Origin of the sequence: Micromonospora sp. CPCC 205539, from assembly GCF_036906815.1 — a bacterium.
In the GTDB taxonomy this organism is placed as follows: domain Bacteria; phylum Actinomycetota; class Actinomycetes; order Mycobacteriales; family Micromonosporaceae; genus Micromonospora.
In genome coordinates this window covers 1-24,725 of the sequence record NZ_JBAKHW010000042.1, presented here as the reverse complement: position 1 = coordinate 24,725, position 24,725 = coordinate 1, and the positions used below count along the sequence as shown (strand labels likewise).

Genomic DNA, 24,725 nt, shown 5'->3' with positions numbered 1-24,725 from the left:
CCGACCCTGACCCCACCCTGAGATCCGGGCGGCCGGAATGTCGGGGGCGTCCCCGTGGTCGAGGGACGTCGGAGCGTGTGACGATCGGATTCACCGACCTCGACCGCCACCGTGACCAGGGAGCATCCGATCAGCACCGTGACTCCACCTCCGCGCCTCTACCGCGCCCCCGAGCATCGGATGGCCGCCGGCGTCGCCGCCGGCATCGCCGACCACCTCGGCATCTCGGTGCTGCGGGTGCGGGTCGCGTTCATGGTGCTGCTCGGGCTGAGTGGGCTCGGCCTGCTGCTCTACGCGGCCTTCTGGGCGGTGGTGCCGCTGCGGCCCGGCGACACCGCGGTGCCGCCCCGCCGTGACGTGGCCCAGCTTCTGCCGTTCGTGGGGATCGGGCTCGGAGTCCTGCTGATCCAGGTCATGGTGTTCGACTCGGTGGGCGCGGCGGGCACCGCCGGCTGGCTGGTGGCGATCATCGCGGTCGGCGCCGGGGTGATCTGGCACCAGTCCGCGCCCGAGCGACGGCGGCGGTGGGGCGACACGCCGGTGCCCTGGCTGGGCGCGGTCGTCGAGGAGAGCGACCGGCGGGCGTTCGTGCTCCGGTTCATCGGCGGCGGGGTGCTGGTCGCGGTCGGCATCATCGGCGTCGCGGCGGTCTACTCGCCGGCGCAGAACTTCGACGCGGTGATCAACGGCGTGATCTTCGCCCTGGTCGGGCTGGCCGGGGTCGGCGTGGTCGCCGCACCGGTGCTCTGGCGGACGTACAGCCAGCTCCGCTCGGAGCGTGAGGGGCGCATCCGCGAGCAGGAACGGGCCGAGCTGGCCGCGATGGTGCACGACCAGGTGCTGCACACGCTGGCCCTGATCCAGCGCAACGCCAGCGACGTCAAGACGGTGCAGCGGCTCGCCCGGGGGCAGGAACGTTCGTTGCGGAACTGGCTCTACAAGCCCACGGCCTCACCAAATGAGCGCTTCGCCGCGGCGCTGGAGCAGGCTGCGGCCGAGGTCGAGGACACTTTCGCGATCACGGTGGAGGCGGTGGTGGTCGGTGATCGGGAGACCGACGAGCGGGTCGGCGCGCTGGTCGCCGCGGCGCGGGAGGCGCTGGTGAACGCGGCCCGGCACGCAGGGGTGCAGACCGTGTCGCTCTACGCCGAGGTGGAGCCCGATCAGGTCAGCGTCTTCGTCCGGGACCGGGGCGCGGGCTTCGATCCGGATACCGTGGAGGACCACCGGCACGGCGTACGCGGCTCGATCATCGGGCGGATGAAGCGGCACGGCGGACGGGCCGAGATCCGGTCCGGCCCGGGGGAGGGGACCGAGGTCCGGTTGATCCTGCCGATCACCCGGGACTCGTCCGCAGCGGAGAGGAACAAATGACCATGGCCGAGCAGCCGATGGAGCAGCCCGACGCGGTGGACGCCCGCCCCGAACGGCTGCGGGTGTTCCTGGTGGACGACCACGCCATGTTCCGAGCCGGGGTGCGTGCCGAGTTGGGCGCCCACGTCGAGGTGGTGGGCGAGGCGAGCACGGTGGCCGAGGCGGTCACCCGGATCGCCGCCACCGGCCCGGACGTGGTGCTGCTCGACGTGCACATGCCCGACGGCGGCGGCCGGGCGGTGCTGGAGGCGATGCGGCGCACCCACCCGCAGGTCAAGTTCCTGGCGTTGAGCGTCTCCGACGCTGCGGAGGACGTGATCGGGTTGATCCGCGCCGGTGCCCGGGGCTACGTCACCAAGACGATTTCCCCGGACGAGTTGGCTGCGGCGATCCGCCGGGTCGCCGATGGCGACGCGGTGTTCAGCCCTCGGCTGGCCGGCTTCGTGCTGGACGCCTTCGCGGCCCGGCCGGACGCGCCGGTGGCCGACCCCGAGCTGGACCAGCTGACCAACCGTGAGCGCGAGGTGCTGCGGCTGCTCGCCCGGGGGTACGCGTACAAGGAGATCGCGAAGGAGCTGTTCATCTCCATCAAGACGGTGGAGACGCACGTGTCGAACGTGCTGCGCAAGCTGCAGATGTCCAACCGCTACGAGCTTTCCCGCTGGGCGGCGGACCGCCGACTCGTGTGATCTGGCACACCTCCCGGCCCCGGTTCCGCTCCGCGCGGGCCCGGGGCCGCTGTCGTCGGCACCCGCGGTCAGCGTTGTCGCCGCTGCGATGATCAGACAGCCGGCCCGAGCGCCCTCGTCCACGCAGTCGGTGATGGTGCCCGTGCAGCCGACGTCGACATCGTCCAAATGGGCAGATATGACGAGCCCGCGACGGGCTGCAAAACGCACGGACGTGGGCGCGGGAAAGGTCGTCGGAGCCAAGGCCACGCTCAGTCCGACGCCCTGCTGGGCCACGTCCTACCTGGTCAGAGCTGTCTGAGCCGACCGCTTTATGATCATTTTTCAAGTATCGGCAACATGGCGGGCAACTAACGGCTTGATAACGGCACCTTCACGGAAGAGGCCGGTGGGTGTCACAGTGGCAGCACCTCACCCTCGTTGTGCGGCACTCCGTACGCTCCACGACCACGACCTTCGCTGTTTTCGCGGCGGTTCGTGGCTGTGTCGCCTGCGCCGCGTCGCGTCTCGGCGGGTGGGGAGCCCGGCGGATCGGAACATCATCAGGGGTGTCCCCAACTTCCCTGTGGTCCCGGCGACCCGCGCCCTGGGGTGGTCGGGCGGTGTCACCCCCAAACGTGCGTGAAACCCACGACGGAACCAGGTTTGAGAAAGAGGAGGCCCCTCGGAATGAGAGTCTCGAAGCGGGCGACGAGCGCAATTGCGCTCAGCGCGGCTGCCGCGCTTGTCGCGAGCGGTTGCTCGAGCAGTGACGGTGACGGCGACGCCGCCGCCAGCACGGACGGCGCGATCGTCATCCACGGCGTCCAGCCGGAGAACCCGCTGGTCCCGTCGAACACCACGGAGACCGGCGGTGGCAAGATCATCGACTGGTTGTTTACGGGCCTGGTCGAGTACCCGAACGACGGTGGGGCCCCGCGCAACGCGCTGGCCGAGTCCATCGACACCAAGGACTCCAAGGTCTTCACCATCAAGATCAAGAAGGGTACCAAGTTCCACGACGGTACCGAGGTGAAGTCGAAGAACTTCGTCGACGCCTGGAACTGGGCCGCGTACTCGCCGAACGGCGCGCAGAACGGCACCTTCTTCTCGGACATCCAGGGCTTCGAGGACACCTACACCTCGGACCCGGACGGCCCGGACAAGCCGCAGAAGGCCCCGACGCCGAAGGCCGACAAGATGTCCGGCCTGAAGATCGTCGACGACCAGACCTTCGAGGTCACCCTGGCCGCGCCGACCGCAGTGTTCCCGACCAAGCTCGGCTACAGCGCCTTCATGCCGCTGCCGGACAAGTTCTTCACGCAGAAGCCGGAAGAGTTCGGCAAGAACCCGATCGGCAACGGCCCGGTCAAGTTCGTGTCGTGGGAGGACAACGTCCTCGTCAAGCTGACCCGCTTCGACGACTACAACCTGCGCGACAAGATGAAGCTCAAGGACGTCGACGTCAAGCTGTACCAGGACGAGACGGCGGCCTACAACGACCTGCTGGCCAACAACCTCGACTTCATGGAGACGGTCCCCACCTCGGCGCTCGCCGGTGACAAGTGGAAGACCGACCTCGGTGAGCGGGGCCTCTCGACCACCACGCCGTCGACCGCGCTGATCGCGTTCCCGACCTACGACGCGCGCTTCAAGAACCCGAAGCTGCGTCGTGCCGTGTCGCTGGCGATCGACCGGCAGGAGATCTCGGACAAGATCTTCTTCGGCACCCGCAAGCCGGCCGACAGCTGGGCGAACCCGCTCACCCCGGGCGCCAAGCCGGGCAACTGCACCGCCTGCAAGTTCGACCCGACCCAGGCCAAGGCGCTCCTCGCCGAGGCCGGTGGCTTCACCGGTGAGATGGTCTTCTACTACAACGCCGACTCGAGCCACAAGGGCTGGATGGACGCGGTTGCGCAGCAGGTCAAGACCAACCTCAACATCAACGCCCGGGCCGAGGGTGTGCCGACCTTCGCGGTCTTCCGCGCGAACATCAACGCGCACAAGATGGCCGGCCCGTACCGTGCCGCCTGGCAGCAGGACTACCCGGACGTGGAGAACTGGGTCAACCCGCTCTACGTGACGGGCGGCTCCTCGAACGACGGCCTGTACAGCAACAAGGACGTCGACACCGCGGCCAAGACGGCCGGTGCCGCGCCGAGCCTGGAGGCCTCGCACGAGGAGTTCGCCAAGGCCGTCGCGATCGTCGACCAGGACGTCCCGAGCATCCCGATCTACTTCTACGGTCAGCAGTCCGGCCACTCGGAGAAGATCAAGAAGCTCGAGCTGAACAACGTCGGCGAGCTCGACATCACCTCGGTCGTGCTTTGATCCGAACGGTCTGACCCCGGGTCGGGCTCGCCACATCCGGTGAGCCCGACCCGGGGCCGTTCCGCGAGTGGGTGTTACAACACTGCACTCGCAACGTTGTCACCACCGTGTCGGCCGCCCGACGCGCCCCTTGTCTGGAGGACCACCCCATGGGCCGTTATCTGTTGAGACGGCTACTCCAACTCGTGCCGGTCTTCATCGGTACGACGTTCCTGATCTACTGGCTCGTCTGGGCCGTTCCGGGCGATCCCTTCGCCGGCAAGTGCGGTGAGCGCCGCTGCCCGGACCAGTACATCGCCTTCATGACCGAGAAGTACAACCTGGACCAGAACGTCTTCGTGCAGTACGCGAGCTACATGAAGAACCTGATGCAGGGCGACTTCGGCCAGACGTTCTCGTCGCGCGAGATCAGTGACATCATCCTGACCTCGTACCCGAACACCCTGAAGCTGGCCCTGGTGGCGCTCACCATCGAGGCCGTGATCGGCCTCGGCGCAGGCGTGCTGACCGGTCTGCGGCGCAACGGCTTCCTGGACAACCTGGTCCTGGTCTCCACGCTCTTCCTGGTCGCGCTGCCGGTCTTCGTCGTCGGCTTCGTGCTCCAGTGGCTGCTGGGCGTGCAGTGGGGCATCATCAAGCCGACCGTCTCCTCCGAGATGCGGATCTCCGAGTTGATCGTGCCGGGCTTCGTGCTCGGTAGCGCGTCAGTGGCGTACATAGCCCGGGTGGCGCGAACGAGCATCGCGGAGAACCGCCGTGCCGACTACGTGCGTACCGCCATCGCCAAGGGCCTCCCGATGCGTCGGGTGGTGGGCGTGCACCTGCTGCGTAACTCGCTCATTCCGGTGGTGACCCTGCTCGGCACCGACCTGGGCGCCCTGATGGGCGGCGCGATCGTCACCGAGGGCATCTTCGGCATCAACGGAATCGGACGCCAGGTCTTCCGCGCGATCGTCACCAAAGAGAGCGCTACCGTGGTAGGGATCGTGGTCGTCCTGGTGCTGGTCTATCTCTTGATGAACCTGCTGGTTGACCTGCTCTACGCCGCCCTGGACCCGAGGATCCGCTATGAGTGACCCGAGTACCGCATCGATCGTCAGCACCCCTGCCGCGCATCCGACCGACAACCCCGCTCCCGCGGGGGTGCCGCAGGTCAACGAAAAGCCGCGTGGGCTGCTCGGTGACGCCTGGCGGGACCTGCGGCGCAAGCCGCTGTTCTGGATCTCGGCCACGCTGATCGTGATCTTCCTGCTGATGGCGGCGTTCCCGTCCCTGTTCGCCCCGGGCGACGCGGTGAACGGCACGCTGTCGCGCAGCCTCGTCAAGCCGGGCGAGGACGGCTGGTTCGGGTACGACCTGCAGGGTCGGGACGTCTACGCCCGGGTCATTTATGGTGCGAGCGCCTCCATCCAGGTCGCCGTGCTCTCCGTGATCGGCACCCTGCTGGTCGGCGGCACCATGGGCATCATCGCCGGCTACCGCGGTGGCTGGGTCGACGGTCTGCTCAGCCGGATCGCCGACGTCTTCTTCGGCCTGCCCTTCGTGCTCGGTGCGATCGTCATCCTGACCACGTTCAACGGGTCGGGCAGCACCAACAGCAAGGGCGAGATCATGGCCCTGGTGACCACCTCGCTGATCGTGCTGAGCTGGCCGGTCGTGATGCGGCTGATGCGTTCCTCGGTGCTCGCCACCAAGGAGGCCGACTACATCGTGGCGGCCCGCGCGCTGGGTGCCGGCACCGGCCGGATCATCCTCAAGCACCTGCTGCCGAACTGCCTGGCACCGCTGCTGGTCTACGGCACGATCATGGTCGGCTCGTTCATCGGCGCCGAGGCCACCCTGTCGTTCCTGGGCGTTGGCCTGCGGTCGCCGGTGGTGTCCTGGGGGATCATGATCAGCGAAGGGCAGGATTTCATCCGGGTCGCCCCGGGGCTGGTGTTCTTCCCCGCCGCGTTCCTCGTCGTCGCCGTGCTGAGCTTCGTGATGCTCGGTGAGGCGGTCCGCGAGGCCCTCGATCCGAAACTCCGCTAGGGGAGATCCAGTTGTCCGACATTCTCGTGTCCGAGCAGTCCGCGCCGGGATCCGGCGGGTCCGGACGTCCCTCCGGCCGGCTGCTCGAGGTCGACGACCTGCGGGTGGAGTTCCGCACCCGGGACGGCGTCGCAAAGGTCATCAACGGGGTCACGTACCACGTCGACGCGGGGGAGACCCTCGCCGTGCTCGGCGAGTCCGGCTCCGGCAAGAGCGTCACGGCGCAGACCATCATGGGCATCCTCGACACCCCGCCCGGGTTCGTCACCGGCGGGCAGGTCCGCTTCCACGGCAGGGACATGCTCCGCATGTCCAACGAGGAGCGCCGCCGCATCCGCGGCGAGGGCATCGCGATGATCTTCCAGGACGCGCTCTCCGCTCTGAACCCGGTCTTCACGGTCGGGTTCCAGATCGCCGAGCAGTTCCGGGTGCGGCGGGGCATGGGCCGCTCCGAGGCCAAGAAGCGTGCGATCGAGATGCTCGACCAGGTCAAGATCCCGAACGCCAAGAGCCGGTTCAGCAACTACCCGCACCAGTTCTCCGGTGGCATGCGGCAGCGCGCGATGATCGCGATGTCGCTGGCGCTCGACCCGGAGGTGCTGATCGCGGACGAGCCGACCACGGCACTCGATGTGACGGTGCAGGCCCAGATCATGGACCTGCTCGCCGAGCTTCAGCGTGAGCGGCAGATGGGCATGATCCTGATCACCCACGACCTCGGCGTGGTCGCCGACGTCGCGGACCGGATCGCGGTCATGTACGCGGGCCGGATCGTCGAGGAAGCCGACGTGTACGACCTGTACGCCAAGCCGGCGCACCCGTACACGATGGGTCTCATCGACTCGATTCCGCGGCTGGACGAGAAGGGGCAGCAGCTCCGGACGATCAAGGGACTCCCGCCGAACCTGATGAACATCCCGCCGGGCTGTCCGTTCAACCCGCGCTGCCCCATGGCTCAGCCGGTGTGCCGGGAGCAGCTCCCGCCGCTGCTGCAGGTGGGCAACGCACGGGCCAGCGCCTGCCACTTCGCCGAGGAGCTGGTGAACCGTGTCTGAGAACATCCTCGAGGTCCGTGACCTGGTCAAGCACTACCCCGTCACCCAGGGTGTGGTGTTCAAGAAGACCGTCGGTCAGGTCAAGGCGGTCGACGGGGTCTCGTTCGGGCTGCGTGCCGGTGAGACGCTCGGCGTGGTCGGCGAGTCCGGCTGCGGCAAGTCGACCCTCGCCCGGGTGCTGATGAACCTGGAGAAGCCGACCGCCGGCAGCGTGGTCTACAAGGGCCAGGACATCTCCAAGCTCTCCGGTGGGGCGCTGCGGCGCCTCCGCCGGCAGATCCAGCTGGTGATGCAGGACCCGTACACCTCGCTGAACCCCCGGATGACCGTCGGTGACCTGATCGGTGAGCCGTTCGAGATCCACCCGGAGGTGGCGCCGAGGGGCAGCCGCCGGGCCAAGGTTCGCGAGCTGCTCGATCTGGTCGGCCTCAACCCGGAGCACATCAACCGGTACCCGCACCAGTTCTCCGGCGGTCAGCGCCAGCGCATCGGCATCGCCCGGGCGCTCGCCCTGCGGCCCGAGATCATCGTCTGTGACGAGCCGGTGTCGGCACTGGACGTCTCCATCCAGGCCCAGGTGATGAACCTGCTGGAGCAGCTGCAGGGCGAGTTCGGGCTCTCGTACGTCTTCATCGCGCACGACCTGTCGGTGGTCCGCCACCTGTCGGATCGCGTCGCGGTGATGTACCTCGGCAAGATCGTCGAGATCGGCACCGAGGACGAGATCTACGAGCGGCCGACCCACCCGTACACCCAGGCTCTGCTCTCCGCGGTGCCCGTGCCGGACCCGACGCAGCGCAACAACAAGACGATCATCCGTCTTACCGGCGACGTGCCGTCGCCGATCAGCCCGCCCTCGGGCTGCCGGTTCCGGACCCGCTGCTGGAAGGCGCAGGATGTCTGCGCCCAGCAGGTTCCGCTGCTGGAGATCCGGCGGGACTCGGACCACCCGAGCGCCTGCCACTTCGCGGAGAAGCGCGAGATCGTCGCCACCCACGAGGCGTGAGTCACCGGAACCGCCTGCCGACGTCACCACGACGCCGGCAGGCGGTTTCGTTTGTCCGGGCCCTGGCCGGGTCGGATCGGCGCTGTGTGGCCGACCAGGGGCGCTGTGCGGCCGGCCGTGGCGGTCGGCCGGGTCGGCTCACAGCGGGCCGCGGCCCGCGCGCAGCAGCAGCAGCGCCAGTTGGGTGCCGTCGGCGCCGAGCGCGACCCGGAAGCGTTCCAGGATCTCCCGCTCCCGGGACAGCACCAGGCGGGTCCCGCCGGAGGCCATTCGGGTGACCCCGACCTCCTGGGACAGCGCGGCCCGCTCCTGCCAGAGCGCGATCAACGCGTGGTCGATCTCGTCGATCCGCTCTCTGATGCCCACGATCCGCGCGGCAGCGGTCGGCTCCGCGGTGCCGGTCCGTGCCTCGGTCGGCCCGCCGTCCTCGGCCGCCGCCGGCCCGCTCCCCGTCGCCGGGGGCTCCTCCGCCGCCGGCTGAACCGGGCCGCCGCTCTGCTCCGCCACGTCTGTCATCATCGGGTACCTCTCGCACTGTGGTGCCCGGTGCCCGGATCCCGGGACGAAAAAGCCCCGGGACTCCAGGAGCCCGGGGCTTTTCGCAGGTCTGATCGATCAGGCGCGACCTACGGCTGCCGGACTCCCGGTGCCGTAGTAAAAGTAGTAGCGCTGAGCGAACACGTGATCGAGTATGCCCAGCCGGCGGGTGGTGCGCAAGCGATTCGGCGTAGTGGAGGGGCCCGTTCTCGGAAGGGGCCCCTCCACGCACCTCAGCCCAGGCGGGTGATCCGGTCCGCCGGCCCGGGTGCCACCGGAGCGCCACCGCCCAGGTACGCGACCAGCGCGTCGACGTCGAAGCCGGGAGCGGTGACCCGGGCCGCGCCGCCGGTCAACTCGGTGAAGCCGTCACCCCCGTTGGCCAGGAAGTCGTTCGTGGTGACCCGGTAGCTGGCGGTCGGGTCCACCGGCGTCCCGCCCAGCGCGAGGGCGCTCACCCGCGAGCCGGCCGGCGCCGTGGTGTCGTAGGAGTAGGTCAACCCGGCGGAGACCTGGAGGACCCGCTGGGTGGTCTGCCCGTTGAAGCCGACGAACTGCTGCTCGAGCACGTTCTTCACCTGCGCGCCGGTGAGCGTCTGGGTGACCACCAGGTTGTTGAACGGCTGGACGGTGAACGCCTCGCCGTAGGTGATCGCGCCCGGCGCCTCGCCGCCCGCCGACGTCCCGTACGGCAGGGAGGCCCGGATGCCACCCGGGTTCATGAGGGCGATCTGCGCACCGGCCGTCGTGGTGTACGCCAGCTGGGCGTCGGCGATCACGTCGCCGAGCGGGCTCTCCTGGTTGGGCCGCACGTCCCGGACGATGTCCGCGCTGATCTGGCCCACCACGCGGTTCGCGATCGGCGCGACGGCCACCCGGTACTTGTCGGCCAGCGCCTTGGCGCGCGGGTCCACCAGCTCGGGGTTGCGTACGTAGGTGCCGGGCGCGCTCTGCTGCCAGGTGCCGTCCGGGTTACGCACCCCGTTCTCGGCGATCACGTTGCGGGCCGAGATCCCGGTGAACCGGCCGCTGCGCCGGTCCAGCGAGTAGTCGATGTCGGTGATCAACTGACCGTTGGTGCCGGCGCTGGTGACCACGCTCTGCGCGCCGGACGAGTTCGGCAGCGAGCAGGAGTAGAAGCGGTGCGTGTGGCCGGAGACGACCAGGCCGAACTCCGGCCGCAGGCCGCGGACGATGTCCACGATCGGCCCGGAGAAGTTGGCGCAGTCGGAGATGCCCGGGGTGCTCGGCGGCGCCGACTGCGCGCCGCCCTCGTGCACCAGCAGCACCATCGCCTTGACCCCGACGAGCTTGAGCAGCCCGCCCCACTTGTTGGCGGTGGCCACCTCGTCCTTGAACTCCACCGAGCTGATGCCGGCCGGGTTGACGATGCCCGGGGTGCCCTCCAGGGTGACCCCGACGAAGCCGACCGGGACGCCGCCGACGAGCTTGATGTCGACCGGGGGCAGGATCGGCAGCTTGGTCTTCTTGTTGATCGTGTTGGCGGCCAGGTAGGTGAACTTCGCCCCGGCGAAGCCGTCGCCGTCCTGGCAGCCGTCAACCGGGTGGCAGCCACCCTTGTTGATCCGGAGCAGCTCGCCGACGCCCTCGTCGAACTCGTGGTTGCCGACCGAGCTGATCTGCAGCCCGATCTCGTCCATCAGCTCGATCGTCGGCTCGTCGTGGAAGGCCGCGCTGACCAGCGGGGTGGCGCCGATCAGGTCACCGGCACCGACCGTGGTGCTCTGCCGCCCCTCGGCGGACGCCTCGGCCCGGAGGCGCTTCAGCCAGGTGGCGAGGTATTCCACACCGCCGGCCGGGGTGCCGTTGACGACGGCGCCGCTGCCGACCGGCGGGTCGATGGCGCCGTGGAAGTCGTTGTAGCTGAGGAAGTTGCCCTGGACCTCGCCGCCGGTGGACGTGGCGTAGGAGACGGCGACCGGGGCGAGTGCCCCGGGCCCGGCGGTGGCCGACGTCGGCGTGCTGCTCGTGGCGAGCGGCAGAGCGGCGACGACGGCCAGCGCGAGGGTGGGCGCGGCCAGGTGGCGCAGCGCGCTGCGACCGCGCGAGCGCGGGTGGGTCATGGTGTTCTCCCAAAGGTGTACGGGGGAGGAGCCGGATGTTCACCGACATCGTTCTGCATCGGGGTCGGACGCGCCACCCGTGACACCAGGCGATCGGGCCCGAGCTGCCGAGCGCCAGCGGGGCAGTGTCCGACCGGCGGCATAGACTTGTCGGCGCGATGCATCCTCTCTTTGACATCCCCGCGTCCCCGCCTGCGCCGGAGTCCGCGCCGGAGTCCGCGCCGGCCCGCCCGGACCGGCCTCGGCCGCCCGCTGTCCGCCTCGATCCGCAGCAGTTGCTCGAAGGTCTGAACGGGCCACAGGGCGACGCGGTCACCCATGCCGGCTCACCACTGTTGATCGTGGCCGGCGCCGGGTCCGGCAAGACCCGGGTGCTGACCCACCGGATCGCGTACCTGCTGGCCGCCCGGGATGTGCATCCCGGGGAGATCATCGCGATCACCTTCACCAACAAGGCCGCCGGCGAGATGAAAGAGCGGGTCGCCGCGCTGGTCGGGCCCCGGGCCCGGCTGATGTGGGTGTCGACCTTCCACTCGGCCTGTGTCCGGATCCTGCGCGCCGAGCACGAGCACGCCGGCCTCAAGTCGACGTTCTCGATCTACGACGCGGACGACTCCCGGCGACTGATGCAGCTGGTCACCCGTGAGCTGGATCTCGATCCCAAGCGCTACCCGGCGCGCGGGCTGGCCGCCCAGGTCTCCAACCTGAAGAACGAGCTGGTCGACCCGGAGCAGTTCGCGGCGCGGGCCAAGGGGCCCAACGAGCGGGCGCTGGCCGAGGCGTACACGCTCTACCAGCGTCGGCTGCGCGAGGCGCACGCGCTGGATTTCGACGACCTGATCATGACCACGGTGCACCTGCTCCAGTCCCGCCCGCACGTGGCCGAGAGCTACCGCCGGCGGTTCCGGCACGTGCTGGTGGACGAATACCAGGACACCAACCACGCGCAGTACACGCTGATCAAGGAGCTGGTCTCCGGCACCGAGGGGATCGAGCCCGCCGAGCTGTGTGTGGTCGGCGACGCGGACCAGTCGATCTACGCGTTCCGGGGCGCGACGATCCGCAACATCCTGGAGTTCGAGCGGGACTTCACCGACGCGCGGACGATCCTGCTGGAGCAGAACTACCGCTCCACCCAGACCATCCTGAACGCGGCCAACGCGGTGATCGACCGCAACACCTCCCGCAAGCCGAAGCGGCTGTGGAGTGAGGCCGGCGCCGGCGAGCAGATCGTCGGCTACGTGGCCGACACCGAGCACGCCGAGGCGGACTGGGCGGCCCGGGAGATCGACCGGCTGGTCGACGCCGACGAGACCCGCCCCGGCGATGTCGCCGTCTTCTACCGCACCAACGCCCAGTCCCGGGTCTTCGAGGAGGTGTTCATCCGCGTCGGCCTGCCCTACAAGGTGGTCGGCGGGGTGCGCTTCTACGAGCGCAAGGAGGTCCGCGACGCTCTCGCGTACCTGCGTTCGGTGGTCAACGACGACGACACGGTGAGCCTGCGGCGGGTGCTGAACACTCCGCGCCGGGGTATCGGCGACCGCGCGGAGGCGTGTGTGGAGGCGCTCTCCAGCCGCGACCGGATCTCCTTCGGCGCCGCGCTGCGCCGGGCCCGGGAGGCGCCGGGCATCTCCAGCCGGGCCGCCAACGGCATCGCGGACTTCGTGGCGCTGCTCGACGGCGCGCGTGAGCTGGCCGAGACCGGCACACCGGAGGAGGTGCTGGAGGCGCTGCTGACCCGCTCGGGCTACCTCACCGAGCTGGAGGAGAGCCTGGACCCGCAGGACGCCGGCCGGGTGGACAACCTCCAGGAGCTGGTCAGCGTCGCCCGCGAGTACACCGAGCGGGTCGAGGCGTTGGGCGAGGAGGGGGAGCGGGCCACCCTGGCCGGCTTCCTGGAGCAGGTCGCGCTGGTTGCCGACGCCGACCAGATCCCCTCCGACGACCCCGACCACCAGGGCGTGGTCACCCTGATGACGTTGCACACCGCCAAGGGGCTGGAGTTCCCGGTGGTCTTCCTGACCGGTCTGGAGGACGGCGTCTTCCCGCACCTGCGCTCGCTGGGTGACACCCGCGAGCTGGAGGAGGAGCGCCGGCTGGCGTACGTCGGCATCACCCGTGCCCGGCAGCGCCTCTACCTCTCCCGGGCGGTGACCCGGTCGGCATGGGGGCAGCCGGCCTACAACCCGCCGTCGCGGTTCCTGGAGGAGCTGCCGCCGGAGCTGGTGCACTGGGAGCGCACCGAGGGGTCGTACACCTCGTGGGCCGGCGGAGGCGGCGGCGTGGGCGGTCGTGCGGACCGCGCGCCCGGCGGCCGGGGTAATTTCGCTGGCGGCACCCCGAAGGCGGCGCAGCTCGCCAAGCGGCTCGGCGTGGACGGCAGCCGCCTGACCACGGCCAGCGAGCTGCCGCAGGGGCCGAAGGTCACGGCCGGCGACCGGGTCAACCACCAGCGCTACGGGCTGGGCCGGGTGGTCGCCGTCGAGGGGCACGGCCCGAACGCCCGCGCGCAGATCGACTTCGGCGACCAGACCATGTGGCTGGTGCTGCGGCACGCGCCGATCGACAAGCTCTGACGGCGGCGGGCGCCGCCCGACATCTCTGCACTGAGATCAAGAAAGAGTGGCCTCCGGCGGAACGGAGGCCACTCTTTCGCGGAGGTAGCGCGGATCAGCAGCCCAGGTCCACGCCGCGCGCCCGCATGAACGGGGCCGGGTCGATCTGGTTCCACATGCCCTGGTGCACCTCGAAGTGCAGGTGCGGGCCGGTGGCGTCGCCGGTGGCGCCCTCGTAGCCGATCACCTGGCCGGCCTTCACCTTCTGACCGACGGTCACCGCGATCCGGCTCTGGTGGGCGTAGTGGGTCAGGTAGCCGTTGCCGTGGTCGATGAAGACCGAGTTGCCGTACCCGTCGGCGGCGTCGCCGGCCTGGACCACCGTGCCGGCGGCCGCGGCGTGGATCGGCGTGCCAGAGGGCAGCGCCAGGTCGATGCCGGCGTGCAGGGTCCCCCAGCGCTGCCCGAAGCAGGAGGTGACCGAGGCGCCGGGCAGTGGGTCGACCCAGGCGGGTGTGGGCTTGGTGGTCTTCTTCGGCTTCGGCTTCGGCTTCGCGGCGGCCGTCTTCGCCGCTGTCGGGCTCGGGCTGGCCGGCGACGGGCTCGCGGTGGGGCTGACCGAGGGGGTGACCGGCGTGGTCGATTCGCGGGCGGAGCGGTCCGCCCGGCTGGCGGCCTCGTCACGGGACTGCGCGTCCACGGAGACGGCGGCGGGGGCCGGGTGTTCTCCACCGGCGGTGGCGACGGCGACGCCGGTCAGGCCGAGGGCGACCAGCGCAGCCGCGCCGAGCACGATGGCGCGGTTCCGTCGGCCGGGGCGCCGGGGCTCCTCGGTGGCGGTGTCGGGGGTGTTCTCGTTCTGGACGGGGCTGTCTTCCTGCACGGCGGACCTTCACAGTCGAGGGGCACTTGACCTCGAAATACTGGTGTCGGGCCGAGCGGGGACGGGTAGGGGGACCGAGCGGCCGGGTTGCTGACCGGGTGGCGGCTGTCCGGGTTTGGGCCGCGATGCAGCGGTACGCCCCGAAAAGCGATCTCGGTCGCTGGTGTCGTTGGTCACAGTCGGTGCTGTGACCGGGCAGACATCCGCCGACCGTAGGCCACAAGAAAACGCCCGGATCGACAGATCCGGGCGGTCAACGATGAGTGCGTAGCGTCAGGACCCCGCTACCTCGTTGTAGATTGTCTCGACTTGCAGCTTGATGTCCACTCCACGCTCCTGGAGGTAGGGCACCGGGTCGACCGGCTGGCCCTTGACATGGATCTCCAGGTGCAGGTGGGTGCCGTAGGCGTGACCCGTCTGGCCCACCAGGCCGAGCTGGTCACCCGCCTTGATCTGCTGCCCCTCCTTGACGCTCAGCGCGGAGGAGTGGCCGTAGATGGCCTCGCTGCCGTCGGCGTGCTGAACGATCACCGCGTTGCCGTAACCGCCGAACCAGCCGGCCTTGGTGACCAGACCGTCGTGGATCGCGACGTAGGGCGTGCCCTCGCCGGCGACCAGGTCGACACCGGTGTGCAGCTTGCCCCAGCGCATCCCGTAAGGGGAGTTGAAGTCGTAGCCCTGCAGCGGCAGCAGCCAGACCTCGGGCTCGGCGGCGTCCTTGCTCCGGCTGTCCCGGGAGGCGCGGTCGGCGTTGTCCGCACGGGCCGCGGCGTCCTGGCTGGTGACCGACGCCTGCTTGAGCTCGTCGAGCACCGTCGGGCTGACGTCCTTGGCGTCCGGCAGGGCGCTCGCGCCGAGGGCGACGAGGCCGGCGCCGACGAACGCGGTGGTGACGACGGCGGCGTAGCGGCTCCGCGGGGGGGTGGGCACGCGGCGACGACCGCGATATCGATCGGGCTCAGACGACAGGCGCTGGCGCACGCACACCCTCCGTTGTCGGGGTTCCGAGGCGGCCGGTGGACGTTCGTGAAGCTCCGTTGAACGTCCGCTGACCGCGTCGTCACCCGTCCATGGACCTGATGACAACCGTGGACACGTTAGCCAACCACCAGGCGAGTCACAAGCCAGAGCGCCGAATTGGCGTGTCGACTTGTCCGTGTGCGTCCATGATTGTCACGCCTCGAGACACCAAACGGTGCCCGCGTTACTGCCCGTTCGTCGCCGAGCGTGACCGATCCGGCGGAGTCGTCCGGCTTGACGAGGGCGACTCCGGCAGGCCAGCCCACGCTCCGCGTGACCCGTCCGGAGTCGAGGGGGTTCCGGCCCGGATTTCCCGGGCCCGCTCGGCCGGGTTACCGTTCGTTCAGGTGAAGGCCGTGAAGCCGGTGAAAGGTGTGCGTTGATGAGCTCTCGTATTCGGGTCGTCGTCGCGAAGCCCGGCCTGGACGGCCACGACCGGGGCGCGAAGGTCGTCGCGCGTGCCCTGCGGGACGCCGGTATGGAGGTCGTCTACACCGGCCTGCACCAGACTCCCGAGCAGATCGTGGAGACCGCCATCCAGGAGGACGCCGACGCGGTCGGTCTCTCCGTTCTCTCCGGCGCGCACATGACGCTCTTCCGTCGGGTGCTCGAGCTGCTCGGCGAGCGGGATGCGCGGGACATCGTCGTGTTCGGCGGCGGCATCATCCCGAACGGCGACATTCCCGAGTTGGAGAAGCTGGGCGTCGCAAAGATCTTCACGCCGGGCGCCACCACCGCGTCGATCGTCGAGTGGGTCCGGGCGAACGTCGCCCAGCCGGTCGCCTGATTCTGGGCAGGGGGGAGGGGCCGGACGCACCCCTCACACGTCCGGCCCCTCTATGCACGATGCCCCGCCGCCACCCCTCGACCGACAGGGCATCGGCCGTCTCCCGTCATTGCGCTTGACCAGCGCTCCGACACCTGACTCAACGACGCCCCGACGGCCGGGTTACGCGCCCCCGGCAACATCGCCCGGACGGTGGACGCCGCCCGCGCCATGGACAAAACAGGCCGCCGTCGGCGCCCGGTTGTGCATTACCGCACACCGTGCACCCGCTCGGTTGCCGGCCGTGCCCACCTCGCTAGGCTGCGGCCAATGACCTGTTTCAAGTGATGACAGGCGTCAAACTGTTTTCTGAACGCTGGTGGCGGCGCGACGGCGCGCCGCGGAGACGGGACGGGACGCGCAATCGTGGACCTGTACGAGTACCAGGGGCGGGACCTGTTCGAGCGGCACGGCTTGCCCGTGCTGGCCGGCGGCGTCGCCACTACCCCGGAAGAGGCCCGTGCGATCGCCGAACGCCTCGGCGGTCGGGTGGTCGTCAAGGCGCAGGTGAAGGTCGGCGGCCGAGGTAAGGCCGGCGGCGTCAAGCTCGCCGAGGGCGCCGAGGAGACGGTGGCCCGCGCCACCGACATCCTCGGCATGGACATCAAGGGCCACACCGTCCACAAGGTCATGATCACGGTGACCGCGGACGTGGCCGAGGAGTACTACTTCTCGTACCTGCTCGACCGGGCGAACCGCACCTTCCTCTGCATCGCCAGCGTGGCCGGCGGCATGGACATCGAGCAGGTCGCCGTCGAGTCCCCGGACAAGGTGGTCAAGGCCCCGATCGACGCCGTCAAGGGCGTGGACGAGGCGAAGGCCCGCGAGATCGTCACCGCCGCCGGGTTCCCGGCCGACGTCGCCGATCAGGTCGTCGAGGTCGCCGTCGGGCTGTGGCAGGCGTTCGTCGCCGAGGACGCCACCCTGGTCGAGGTGAACCCGCTGGCCAAGAACGGCGACGGTCGGCTGCTGCTGCTCGACGCCAAGATCACCCTGGACGAGAACGCCGCGTTCCGGCACCCGGACCACGAGGCGCTGGTCGACCAGGCCGCGGTGGACCCGCTGGAGCAGGCCGCCAAGGAGAAGGACCTCAACTACGTCAAGCTCGACGGCGAGGTCGGCATCATCGGCAACGGCGCGGGTCTGGTCATGTCGACCCTCGACGTGGTCGCGTACGCCGGTGAGCGGCACGGCAACGTCAAGCCGGCCAACTTCCTCGACATCGGCGGCGGCGCGAGCGCCGCGGTGATGGCCAACGGGCTGGAGATCGTGCTCTCCGACCCGGCGGTGAAGAGCGTCTTCGTGAACGTCTTCGGCGGCATCACCGCCTGCGACGAGGTCGCCAACGGCATCATCCAGGCGCTGGCCCTGTTGGAGCAGCGCGGCGAGCAGGTCACCAAGCCGCTCGTCGTCCGGCTCGACGGCAACAACGCCGAGGCCGGCCGGGCGATCCTGGACAGCGCGAACAACCCGCTCGTGCAGCGGGTGGACACCATGGACGGTGCGGCCGAGCGGGCCGCCGAGCTGGCAGCTGCGGGGGTCTGAGCATGGCTATCTGGCTGACCAAGGACTCGAAGGTCATCGTCCAGGGGATGACCGGTTCCGAGGGTTCCAAGCACACGCGGCGGATGCTCGCCGCCGGCACCACCGTGGTCGGTGGCGTCAACCCGCGCAAGGCGGGCCAGAAGGTCGACTTCGACGGCACCGAGCTGCCGGTCTTCGCGTCCGTGGCGGATGCCATGGCCGAGACCGGGGCCGACGTCACGGTCATCTTCGTGCCGCCGCAGTTCACCAAGGCCGCTGTGCTCGAGGCGATCGACGCCGCGATCCCGCTGGCCGTGGTGATCACCGAGGGCGTGCCGGTGCACGACACCGCCGCGTTCTGGGCGTACAACGTTGCGCAGGGCGAGCGGACCCGGATCATCGGGCCGAACTGCCCGGGCATCGCCTCGCCGGGTGCGTCCAACGCCGGCATCATCCCGGCCGACATCACCGGCTCCGGCCGGATCGGCCTGGTCAGCAAGAGTGGCACGCTGACCTACCAGATGATGTACGAGCTGCGGGACATCGGCTTCTCCACGGCCGTCGGCATCGGTGGTGACCCGATCATCGGCACCACCCACATCGACGCCCTGGCGGCGTTCGAGGCCGACCCGGACACCGACGCCATCGTCATGATCGGTGAGATCGGTGGCGACGCCGAGGAGCGGGCCGCCGAGTTCATCAAGGACAACGTCACCAAGCCGGTGGTCGGCTACATCGCCGGCTTCACCGCGCCTCCCGGCAAGACCATGGGTCACGCCGGGGCGATCATCTCCGGCTCGGCCGGCACCGCCGAGGCGAAGCAGGCGGCGCTGGAGGCGGTCGGGGTGAAGGTCGGCAAGACGCCGACCGAGACCGCGCGGCTGATGCGCGAGATCATGTCCGGCAACTGACCGGATCGAGCAACACCGCAGGGGGTCGACCGGTTCCGGTCGGCCCCCTCGGCGTACCGGCCGTATGCTGCGGGCGTGGTGACGGTGCAGCGGCTGCGGGCCGATCACGCGGACGCGTTGCTGGCCTTCGAGCGGGAGAACCGCACCTACTTCGCCCGCTCCATCCCGGATCGCGGCGACGCGTACTTCACCGGGTTCGCCGACCGGCACCGGGCGCTGCTGGCCGAGCAGGCCGCCGGTGACTGCCACTTCCACGTCGTCCTGGCCGGGCCCGGTGACCTCGTCGGTCGGGTCAACCTGGTGGACGTCGCGGACGCCTCGGCCGAGCTCGGCTACCGGATCGCCGAGCGGGCCGCCGGTCGGGGTGTGGCGAGCGCTGCGGTCGAGCAGGTGTGTCAGTTGGCCGCCACCGTCTACGGACTGGCCACCCTCACCGCGGTGACCACCCTCGACAACCCGGCCTCCCAGGGCGTGCTGGGCCGTACCGGATTCCGCGTCGTGGCGGAGATCCGCATCGACGGGCGCCCCGGGCTGCGCTATCAACGCCGGCTCGTCGGTTGACCGGCCGGCGCCGGCTCAGTCCCTGTTCCAGAACGGGTAGTTGCCGGTGGCCCGCAGGATGGTGCCACCGATGATGTTGATCACGCCGAGCACGATGGCGAGATAGCCCAGCAGCGGTGACTGGCCGTTCCGCCGGGCGTCGCGGATCGACAGGTAGCCGAAGATGATGCCGAAGACTCCGCAGCAGATCAGGCCGAGCACGATGCCCAGGACTCCCCAGAGCGTGCTCCGGTCCCGGCCCCTGGCTGGCGGGGGCGTGGGCGGCGGGTAGGCGCTCGTCACGGCTTCCTCCGGGCGATCGTGAACGACGGCCGTTCGCACCGCGTCGGGCGGGCCCGGCCGGGTGGCGGCGAGGATCGCCCCCTCCGGCCGAGGCTAGACCGGGCCGGGCGGTGCGGGCCCCGGTTCGGTCAACTCGCCGCCGTTCGGGGCGGGTTATCGGACTGCCACCGCCCGCGCGACGTGCCAGAGTAGACCCGATGTCCCCCGTCACCCCTGACCATCCCGGCCGTGCCGGCGGTGTGAGCGCCGCCGACCGGCCGGTCCAGCGTGCCGCGCCGGCCCGGCGAGTGCCCGCGCCCCGCGCCGGTGGGTCGCCGCGCGGGCGGGCACCACTCCCCGTCGCCGCCGGGGTGGCCGCTGGCTGGGCCGCTCTCACCTCCTACCTGCCGGTCGCCATCGTGCTCGGCCTCGTCCAGCTCGGCGCGGACGGCGCCACACTCACCGGTGCCCTGCGCACCGCGCTGGCCGGCTGGCTGCTCGGCCACGGGGTGCCGCTGCACACCGAGTCCGGCCCGTTCGGGCTCGCCCCGCTGGCGCTGACCGTGCTCGTGCTCTGGCGGCTCAGCCGGGCCGGCGTCCACGTCAGCCGGGCGATCGGCGCGCGCAACGCCCGCTCGCCGCGCCGGGCGCTGCTCGCGGCGGGTGCGGTCGGTCTGGCGTACGCGCTGCTCGGCGCGCTCGCGGCGGTGCTGGTCGGTGCCGGTGGGCCGACCGTGTCCCCGATCCGGGCGGCGGCCACCTTCGCGGTGGTCGGCACACTGGCCGCACTGGTCGGCGCGACCCGGATCAGTGCCGTCACCGGGCTGCTCGTCGCTCGGATGCCGGCGCCGCTGCGCGATGCCGTGCGCACCGGCCTGGTGGCCGGGCTGCTGCTCGTCAGCGCCGGTGCCGGTGCGGCCGGTCTGGCGGTGGCCACCGGTGGCGGAGACGCGGCGGACATGATCGGCGCGTACCGGACCGGAGTGGCCGGGCAGGCCGGGATAACCCTGGTCAGCATGGCGTACGCGCCGAACGCGGCACTCTGGTCGACCAGCTACCTGCTCGGGCCGGGCTTCGCGGTGGGCACCGACACCGCCGTTCGTACCAGCGAGGTGTCGGTCGGCGCGCTGCCTGCCGTACCCCTGCTCGCTGGCCTGCCGCGCGGCCCGGTGGACGGCCTCGGCGCGCTGCTGCTCGCGGTGCCGGTGCTGGCCGGGATGATCGCCGGCTGGCTGCTCGCCCGCCGGGTGGCCCGGCAGGCCGGGCCGGAGCGGGCCCCGCAGCGTTGGGTCGAGCTGCTGGCGCCGGCGGCGCTGGCCGGGCCGGTCGCCGGCGTGCTGGTCGGCGTGGCCGCCGCCGCGTCCGGCGGGCCGCTCGGTGCCGGCCGGTTGGCGCAGGTCGGGCCGGTCGCCTGGCAGGTCGGGGCCGTGGCGGCCGGCGTCATCGCGGTCGGCGCACTGATCGGCGCCGCCGCAACCCGGGTCCTCACCCGGGCCCCGGGCGCCGCGACCAGGGCGACGGATTAGAACCAACGCCGGCGCGCGCCGATCTTGCAGTTTCGGTCGCCGATGTGCGTGGGATGCCCGCTACGTCGAGGCAGCAAGTGCAAGATCGCGGGAAGCACCCGCCCGGGGCTGAAACGGCGCGGGGCGCCCCGGAGGAGTCCGGAGCGCCCCGTCGGAATCGGGTCGGTCAGGGCTGCGTCGGCAGGTTGACGTTCGCCACGATGCCCAGGATGAGCACCAGGATGCCCAGCCCGGCGCCGACCGCGCCGCAGATCAGACCGGCCTTGGCCTGCCCTGCGTTGTTGGCCAGCCCCTGGGCCGCCTTCTGCCGGCCCAGGTAACCGGTGATGATGCCGGCGATGCCGACCGGGATGCCGATGTAGAGGCAGCAGACCAGCGGAATCGACGCGATGCCGAGGATCAGCGACAGCAGACCGAGGGTGTTGTTCTGCCCCTGCCCCTGGGCCTGCGGGTAACCGGCGTTCGGGTACGTCGGCGCGCCGTAGGGCTGCTGCTGGCCGTACGGGTCCTGGTACGGCGGCTGCTGGCCGTACGGCTGACCCGACGTGGGGTACGGCTGCCCCGAGGTCGGCTGCTGGCCGTACGGGTTCTGCGGCGGCTGGCCGTACGGGTTCTGCGGTGCCGCGTACGGGTCCTGCGGCTGCTGGCCGTACGGAGCGGCCGGCGGCTGACCGTACGGGGCGGCCGGCGGCGGCGCGTACGGGTCGTGCGGCGGCTGGGGTGCGGTCGGGTCCTGGTTGGGCTGCTGGCCGTACGGGTCCTGACCGGGGTTACCGGGCTGCATGCGAGAAGACTCCTTGGACTGGTTGCGTCAGTTGCTGCCGTTGTCACTCATGATCGCGCCCAAGCCGCCCAACGCGCAGCACAGGAGGACGATGACGTACCACCCGATGCCCACGATGAGGGCCCACTTCGACCATTTGCGGGATTCGGTGGCGGCGGCCTGGGCCCCGGCGTAGTCGCCCTGCTGAAGCAGCGGGTTGACCTTCGACGCGTTGATGATCGCCGGGATGGCCAGCGGCCAGAAGAGGAAGATGGCGACGATCGACATCGTCATGTTGTTGTTGAGCGGCGGCTGCTGGGGGTGGTGACCGGGCTGCATGGGGGTGCTCCTCATTCCAACGACACGGCTGGCGTGCCGGATCAGTGACGGGGGTGTGCGGGCCGGCGCGGTGTCCAGCCCGAGCGACCGGCAGCGTACCGGGTCGATGCACGTCGGCACTGTCCGAGATCGGCACGCCGCCCAGCCGATCGGCCTCCTGACCTGCCCGATAGGGTGGCCCGGTGACCGATCCCGCGTCCGCTGCCCGCGTCGTCGTCCTCGTTTCCGGCTCCGGGAGCAACCTGCAGGCGCTGCTCGACGCCGCCACCGACCCCGCGTACGGCGCCCAGGTGGTTGCCGTCGGCGCGGACCGCGACGGCATCGCGGGCCTGGACCGGGCCGACGCGGCGGGGGTGCCGACGTTCGTCGAGCGTGTCCGCGACCACGACACCCGCGAGGACTGGGACACCGCGCTCACCGCGCACGTCGCGAAGCACCAACCCGACCTGGTCATCTCCGCCGGGTTCCTCAAGCTGGTCGGCCCGCACTTCCTCGCCGCCTTCGGCGACCGCTACCTGAACACCCACAACACCCTGCTGCCGGCATTCCCCGGCATCCACGGCCCGCGCGACGCCCTCGCCTACGGCGTGAAGCTCACCGGGGCCACCCTCTTCTTCGTCGACGCCGGCATGGACACCGGGCCGATCGTGGCCCAGGTCGCGGTGCCGGTGCTCGACGACGACGACGTTGAGACGCTCACCGAGCGCATCAAGGAAGCCGAGCGGCGGCAGCTCGTCGAGCAGGTCGGCCGTCTGGTCCGCGAAGGCTGGACCATCACCGGAAGGAAGGTCACGGTTCCGTGAGTTCCACTGAGGACGGGCGCCGCCCGATCAGGCGGGCGCTGGTCAGCGTCTACGACAAGGCCGGGCTGGTCGAGCTGGCCCAGGCCCTGCACGCGGCCGGCGTGGAGATCGTGTCCACCGGCAGCACGGCGGGCACCATCGCCGCCGCTGGGGTGCCGGTGACGCCCGTGGAGACGGTGACCGGCTTCCCCGAGGTGCTCGACGGCCGGGTGAAGACCCTGCACCCGAAGGTGCACGCGGGTCTCCTCGCCGACCTGCGCAAGGACACCCACGTCGCCCAGCTCGACGAGCTGGGGGTGGCCGCGTTCGACCTGCTGGTCTCCAACCTCTACCCGTTCCAGGCCACCGTCGCCTCCGGCGCGGGCGTCGAGGAGTGCGTGGAGCAGATCGACATCGGCGGTCCGGCCATGGTGCGGGCCGCCGCCAAGAACCACGCCTCGGTCGCCGTGCTCACCGATCCGGCCGGTTACCCGGCTCTGCGGGCCGCGCTCGACGAGGGCGGGTTCACCCTGACCCAGCGCCGCGCGCTGGCCGCCCGGGCGTACGCCGACATTGCCGAGTACGACGTGGCCGTGGCCCAGTGGTGCGCCCAGGAGCTGGCTCCGGCCGACGACTCGTGGCCGGCGTTCGCCGGGCTGGCGCTGCGCAAGTCGACCGTGCTTCGGTACGGGGAGAACCCGCACCAGCCGGCCGCGCTGTACACCGACCCGGACGCTCCCGCCGGGCTCGCGCAGGCCGAGCAGTTGCACGGCAAGGAGATGTCCTACAACAACTACGTCGACGCGGACGCCGCCTGGCGCGCGGCGAACGACTTCGCCGACCAGCCGGCCGTCGCGATCATCAAGCACGCCAACCCGTGCGGTATCGCGGTGGGCGCCGATGTGGCCGACGCGCACCGCAAGGCGCACGCCTGCGACCCGGTGTCGGCGTACGGCGGGGTGATCGCGGTCAATCGGTCGGTCTCGGTCGAGCTGGCCCGGCAGGTGGCGGACATCTTCACCGAGGTCGTGGTCGCCCCCGGCTTCGATGAGGGCGCGGTCGAGGTGTTGCAGGGCAAGAAGAACATCCGGCTGCTGCGCGCGCCGGCCTGGACCCCGGCGAAGCTGGAGTGGCGGCCGGTGACCGGCGGCGTACTGACCCAGGTCGCCGACCGGGTGGACGCCTCCGGCGACGACCCGACGGCCTGGCAGCTCGCGACCGGCGACGCGGCCGACGAGGAGTTGCTGCGCGACCTCGCCTTCGCCTGGCGGGCGGTCCGCGCGGTGAAGAGCAACGCGATCCTGCTCGCCAAGGACGGCGCCACCGTCGGGGTCGGCATGGGTCAGGTCAACCGGGTCGACTCCGCGCAGTTGGCGGTCAGCCGTGCCGGCGCCGACCGCGCCCGGGGATCGGTTGCCGCGTCGGACGCGTTCTTCCCGTTCGCCGACGGCCCGAAGATCCTCATCGACGCCGGCGTACGCGCCATCGTGCAGCCCGGCGGCTCGATCCGCGACGAGGAGGTCATCGCCGCGGCGAAGGAAGCCAACGTGACGATGTACCTGACGGGCACCCGCCACTTCTTCCACTAGACGCGCAGGACCGCGCGCCGCGCCCCCTCCGCCGGCGTCGATCTAGGGCACATCGCGGTGAGTTGATCTCCCTCGACAGCGATACGCCCTAGATCGACG

General features: G+C 70.6%; 22 protein-coding genes. 15 read left to right on the top strand and 7 right to left on the bottom strand.

Annotated elements, in window-relative coordinates:
- Nucleotides 1-111: 111 nt before the first annotated feature.
- The 7 genes from V6V47_RS27500 to V6V47_RS27470 all read left to right on the top strand — a co-directional run bounded on the left by V6V47_RS27500 (nt 112) and on the right by V6V47_RS27470 (nt 8,465).
- Entirely contained in the window at nt 112-1,374 is a 1,263-nt protein-coding gene (locus V6V47_RS27500) for a PspC domain-containing protein (protein ID WP_334631276.1), read from the top strand.
- Nucleotides 1,375-1,376: 2 nt separating this feature from the next.
- A complete protein-coding gene (locus V6V47_RS27495) occupies nt 1,377-2,063 on the top strand; it encodes a response regulator transcription factor (RefSeq protein WP_334631295.1) in 687 nt (228 codons plus the stop codon).
- 669 nt (nt 2,064-2,732) lie between these two features.
- Nucleotides 2,733-4,373, top strand: a complete 1,641-nt coding sequence (locus V6V47_RS27490) for a peptide ABC transporter substrate-binding protein (protein ID WP_334631275.1) — start codon at nt 2,733-2,735, stop codon at nt 4,371-4,373.
- A 149-nt stretch (nt 4,374-4,522) separates the two neighbouring features.
- Complete coding sequence (locus tag V6V47_RS27485; RefSeq protein ID WP_334631274.1) at nt 4,523-5,449, top strand: ABC transporter permease; 927 nt, start codon at nt 4,523-4,525, stop codon at nt 5,447-5,449.
- Nucleotides 5,442-6,404, top strand: a complete 963-nt coding sequence (locus V6V47_RS27480) for an ABC transporter permease (RefSeq protein ID WP_334631273.1) — start codon at nt 5,442-5,444, stop codon at nt 6,402-6,404. Before V6V47_RS27485 ends, V6V47_RS27480 begins: the two co-directional genes overlap by 8 nt.
- Nucleotides 6,405-6,430: 26 nt before the next feature.
- Entirely contained in the window at nt 6,431-7,459 is a 1,029-nt protein-coding gene (locus V6V47_RS27475) for an ABC transporter ATP-binding protein (protein WP_334631294.1), read from the top strand.
- A complete protein-coding gene (locus V6V47_RS27470; protein ID WP_334631272.1) occupies nt 7,452-8,465 on the top strand; it encodes an ABC transporter ATP-binding protein in 1,014 nt (337 codons plus the stop codon). The genes V6V47_RS27475 and V6V47_RS27470 overlap by 8 nt, the downstream gene beginning before the upstream one ends.
- A 138-nt stretch (nt 8,466-8,603) precedes the next feature.
- Here the strand turns inward: V6V47_RS27470 and V6V47_RS27465 are convergent, their stop codons facing one another.
- Nucleotides 8,604-8,972 (bottom strand): chorismate mutase, encoded by a 369-nt coding sequence (locus tag V6V47_RS27465; RefSeq protein WP_442934313.1) that lies wholly within the window; start codon nt 8,970-8,972, stop codon nt 8,604-8,606.
- Between the two features lie 263 nt (nt 8,973-9,235).
- Complete coding sequence (locus tag V6V47_RS27460; protein ID WP_334631270.1) at nt 9,236-11,086, bottom strand: bifunctional metallophosphatase/5'-nucleotidase; 1,851 nt, start codon at nt 11,084-11,086, stop codon at nt 9,236-9,238.
- Between the two features lie 158 nt (nt 11,087-11,244).
- On the opposite strand from V6V47_RS27460, the gene pcrA reads away from it, so the two are divergent.
- Nucleotides 11,245-13,662: a DNA helicase PcrA gene (pcrA, locus tag V6V47_RS27455; protein WP_334631269.1), complete on the top strand. Its 2,418-nt coding sequence runs from the start codon at nt 11,245-11,247 to the stop codon at nt 13,660-13,662.
- A 94-nt stretch (nt 13,663-13,756) separates the two neighbouring features.
- Here the strand turns inward: pcrA and V6V47_RS27450 are convergent, their stop codons facing one another.
- Together V6V47_RS27450 and V6V47_RS27445 are read right to left on the bottom strand one after the other, a co-directional pair.
- Nucleotides 13,757-14,524 carry a peptidoglycan DD-metalloendopeptidase family protein gene (locus V6V47_RS27450; RefSeq protein WP_334631268.1) on the bottom strand — a complete coding sequence of 256 codons (768 nt, stop codon included), beginning with the start codon at nt 14,522-14,524 and terminating at the stop codon, nt 13,757-13,759.
- Between the two features lie 273 nt (nt 14,525-14,797).
- A complete protein-coding gene (locus V6V47_RS27445) occupies nt 14,798-15,505 on the bottom strand; it encodes a M23 family metallopeptidase (protein WP_334631267.1) in 708 nt (235 codons plus the stop codon).
- 421 nt (nt 15,506-15,926) lie between these two features.
- Here V6V47_RS27445 and V6V47_RS27440 point away from each other — a divergent pair, with 421 nt between their 5' ends.
- The 4 genes from V6V47_RS27440 to V6V47_RS27425 all read left to right on the top strand — a co-directional run bounded on the left by V6V47_RS27440 (nt 15,927) and on the right by V6V47_RS27425 (nt 19,366).
- Nucleotides 15,927-16,331 carry a cobalamin B12-binding domain-containing protein gene (locus tag V6V47_RS27440; RefSeq protein WP_334631266.1) on the top strand — a complete coding sequence of 135 codons (405 nt, stop codon included), beginning with the start codon at nt 15,927-15,929 and terminating at the stop codon, nt 16,329-16,331.
- Nucleotides 16,332-16,736: 405 nt separating this feature from the next.
- Nucleotides 16,737-17,915 carry an ADP-forming succinate--CoA ligase subunit beta gene (gene sucC / locus V6V47_RS27435; protein WP_334631265.1) on the top strand — a complete coding sequence of 393 codons (1,179 nt, stop codon included), beginning with the start codon at nt 16,737-16,739 and terminating at the stop codon, nt 17,913-17,915.
- A 2-nt stretch (nt 17,916-17,917) separates the two neighbouring features.
- Complete coding sequence (gene sucD / locus V6V47_RS27430; RefSeq protein ID WP_334631264.1) at nt 17,918-18,805, top strand: succinate--CoA ligase subunit alpha; 888 nt, start codon at nt 17,918-17,920, stop codon at nt 18,803-18,805.
- Nucleotides 18,806-18,880: 75 nt separating this feature from the next.
- Nucleotides 18,881-19,366, top strand: a complete 486-nt coding sequence (locus V6V47_RS27425) for a GNAT family N-acetyltransferase (protein WP_334631263.1) — start codon at nt 18,881-18,883, stop codon at nt 19,364-19,366.
- A 15-nt stretch (nt 19,367-19,381) separates the two neighbouring features.
- Here V6V47_RS27425 and V6V47_RS27420 read toward each other — a convergent pair whose 3' ends face one another.
- Nucleotides 19,382-19,648 (bottom strand): DUF4190 domain-containing protein, encoded by a 267-nt coding sequence (locus tag V6V47_RS27420; RefSeq protein WP_334631262.1) that lies wholly within the window; start codon nt 19,646-19,648, stop codon nt 19,382-19,384.
- Between the two features lie 197 nt (nt 19,649-19,845).
- Here V6V47_RS27420 and V6V47_RS27415 point away from each other — a divergent pair, with 197 nt between their 5' ends.
- Nucleotides 19,846-21,153, top strand: a complete 1,308-nt coding sequence (locus tag V6V47_RS27415) for a cell division protein PerM (RefSeq protein ID WP_334631261.1) — start codon at nt 19,846-19,848, stop codon at nt 21,151-21,153.
- Nucleotides 21,154-21,319: 166 nt separating this feature from the next.
- Here the strand turns inward: V6V47_RS27415 and V6V47_RS27410 are convergent, their stop codons facing one another.
- Together V6V47_RS27410 and V6V47_RS27405 are read right to left on the bottom strand one after the other, a co-directional pair.
- The gene (locus tag V6V47_RS27410; RefSeq protein WP_334631260.1) at nt 21,320-21,937 is read right to left on the bottom strand and encodes a DUF4190 domain-containing protein; all 618 of its coding nucleotides are present in this window, start codon (nt 21,935-21,937) and stop codon (nt 21,320-21,322) included.
- Between the two features lie 27 nt (nt 21,938-21,964).
- The gene (locus V6V47_RS27405; protein ID WP_334631259.1) at nt 21,965-22,255 is read right to left on the bottom strand and encodes a CD225/dispanin family protein; all 291 of its coding nucleotides are present in this window, start codon (nt 22,253-22,255) and stop codon (nt 21,965-21,967) included.
- A gap of 182 nt (nt 22,256-22,437) precedes the next feature.
- On the opposite strand from V6V47_RS27405, the gene purN reads away from it, so the two are divergent.
- Together purN and purH are read left to right on the top strand one after the other, a co-directional pair.
- Nucleotides 22,438-23,058 (top strand): phosphoribosylglycinamide formyltransferase, encoded by a 621-nt coding sequence (purN, locus tag V6V47_RS27400; protein WP_334631258.1) that lies wholly within the window; start codon nt 22,438-22,440, stop codon nt 23,056-23,058.
- Nucleotides 23,055-24,626, top strand: a complete 1,572-nt coding sequence (gene purH, locus V6V47_RS27395) for a bifunctional phosphoribosylaminoimidazolecarboxamide formyltransferase/IMP cyclohydrolase (RefSeq protein WP_334631257.1) — start codon at nt 23,055-23,057, stop codon at nt 24,624-24,626. The genes purN and purH overlap by 4 nt, the downstream gene beginning before the upstream one ends.
- The last annotated feature ends 99 nt before the right edge of the window (nt 24,627-24,725 follow it).

What these genes read in the sequence shown, in the direction of transcription:
- V6V47_RS27405 (WP_334631259.1), bottom strand. Translation starts at nt 22,255, where the DNA reads ATGCAGCCCGGTCACCACCCCCAGCAGCCGCCGCTCAACAACAACATG.
- V6V47_RS27490 (WP_334631275.1), top strand. Translation starts at nt 2,733, where the DNA reads ATGAGAGTCTCGAAGCGGGCGACGAGCGCAATTGCGCTCAGCGCGGCT.
- V6V47_RS27485 (WP_334631274.1), top strand. Translation starts at nt 4,523, where the DNA reads ATGGGCCGTTATCTGTTGAGACGGCTACTCCAACTCGTGCCGGTCTTC.
- sucD (WP_334631264.1), top strand. Translation starts at nt 17,918, where the DNA reads ATGGCTATCTGGCTGACCAAGGACTCGAAGGTCATCGTCCAGGGGATG.
- V6V47_RS27460 (WP_334631270.1), bottom strand. Translation starts at nt 11,086, where the DNA reads ATGACCCACCCGCGCTCGCGCGGTCGCAGCGCGCTGCGCCACCTGGCC.
- V6V47_RS27440 (WP_334631266.1), top strand. Translation starts at nt 15,927, where the DNA reads ATGAGCTCTCGTATTCGGGTCGTCGTCGCGAAGCCCGGCCTGGACGGC.
- V6V47_RS27480 (WP_334631273.1), top strand. Translation starts at nt 5,442, where the DNA reads ATGAGTGACCCGAGTACCGCATCGATCGTCAGCACCCCTGCCGCGCAT.
- pcrA (WP_334631269.1), top strand. Translation starts at nt 11,245, where the DNA reads ATGCATCCTCTCTTTGACATCCCCGCGTCCCCGCCTGCGCCGGAGTCC.
- V6V47_RS27410 (WP_334631260.1), bottom strand. Translation starts at nt 21,937, where the DNA reads ATGCAGCCCGGTAACCCCGGTCAGGACCCGTACGGCCAGCAGCCCAAC.
- V6V47_RS27415 (WP_334631261.1), top strand. Translation starts at nt 19,846, where the DNA reads ATGTCCCCCGTCACCCCTGACCATCCCGGCCGTGCCGGCGGTGTGAGC.
- V6V47_RS27495 (WP_334631295.1), top strand. Translation starts at nt 1,377, where the DNA reads ATGGCCGAGCAGCCGATGGAGCAGCCCGACGCGGTGGACGCCCGCCCC.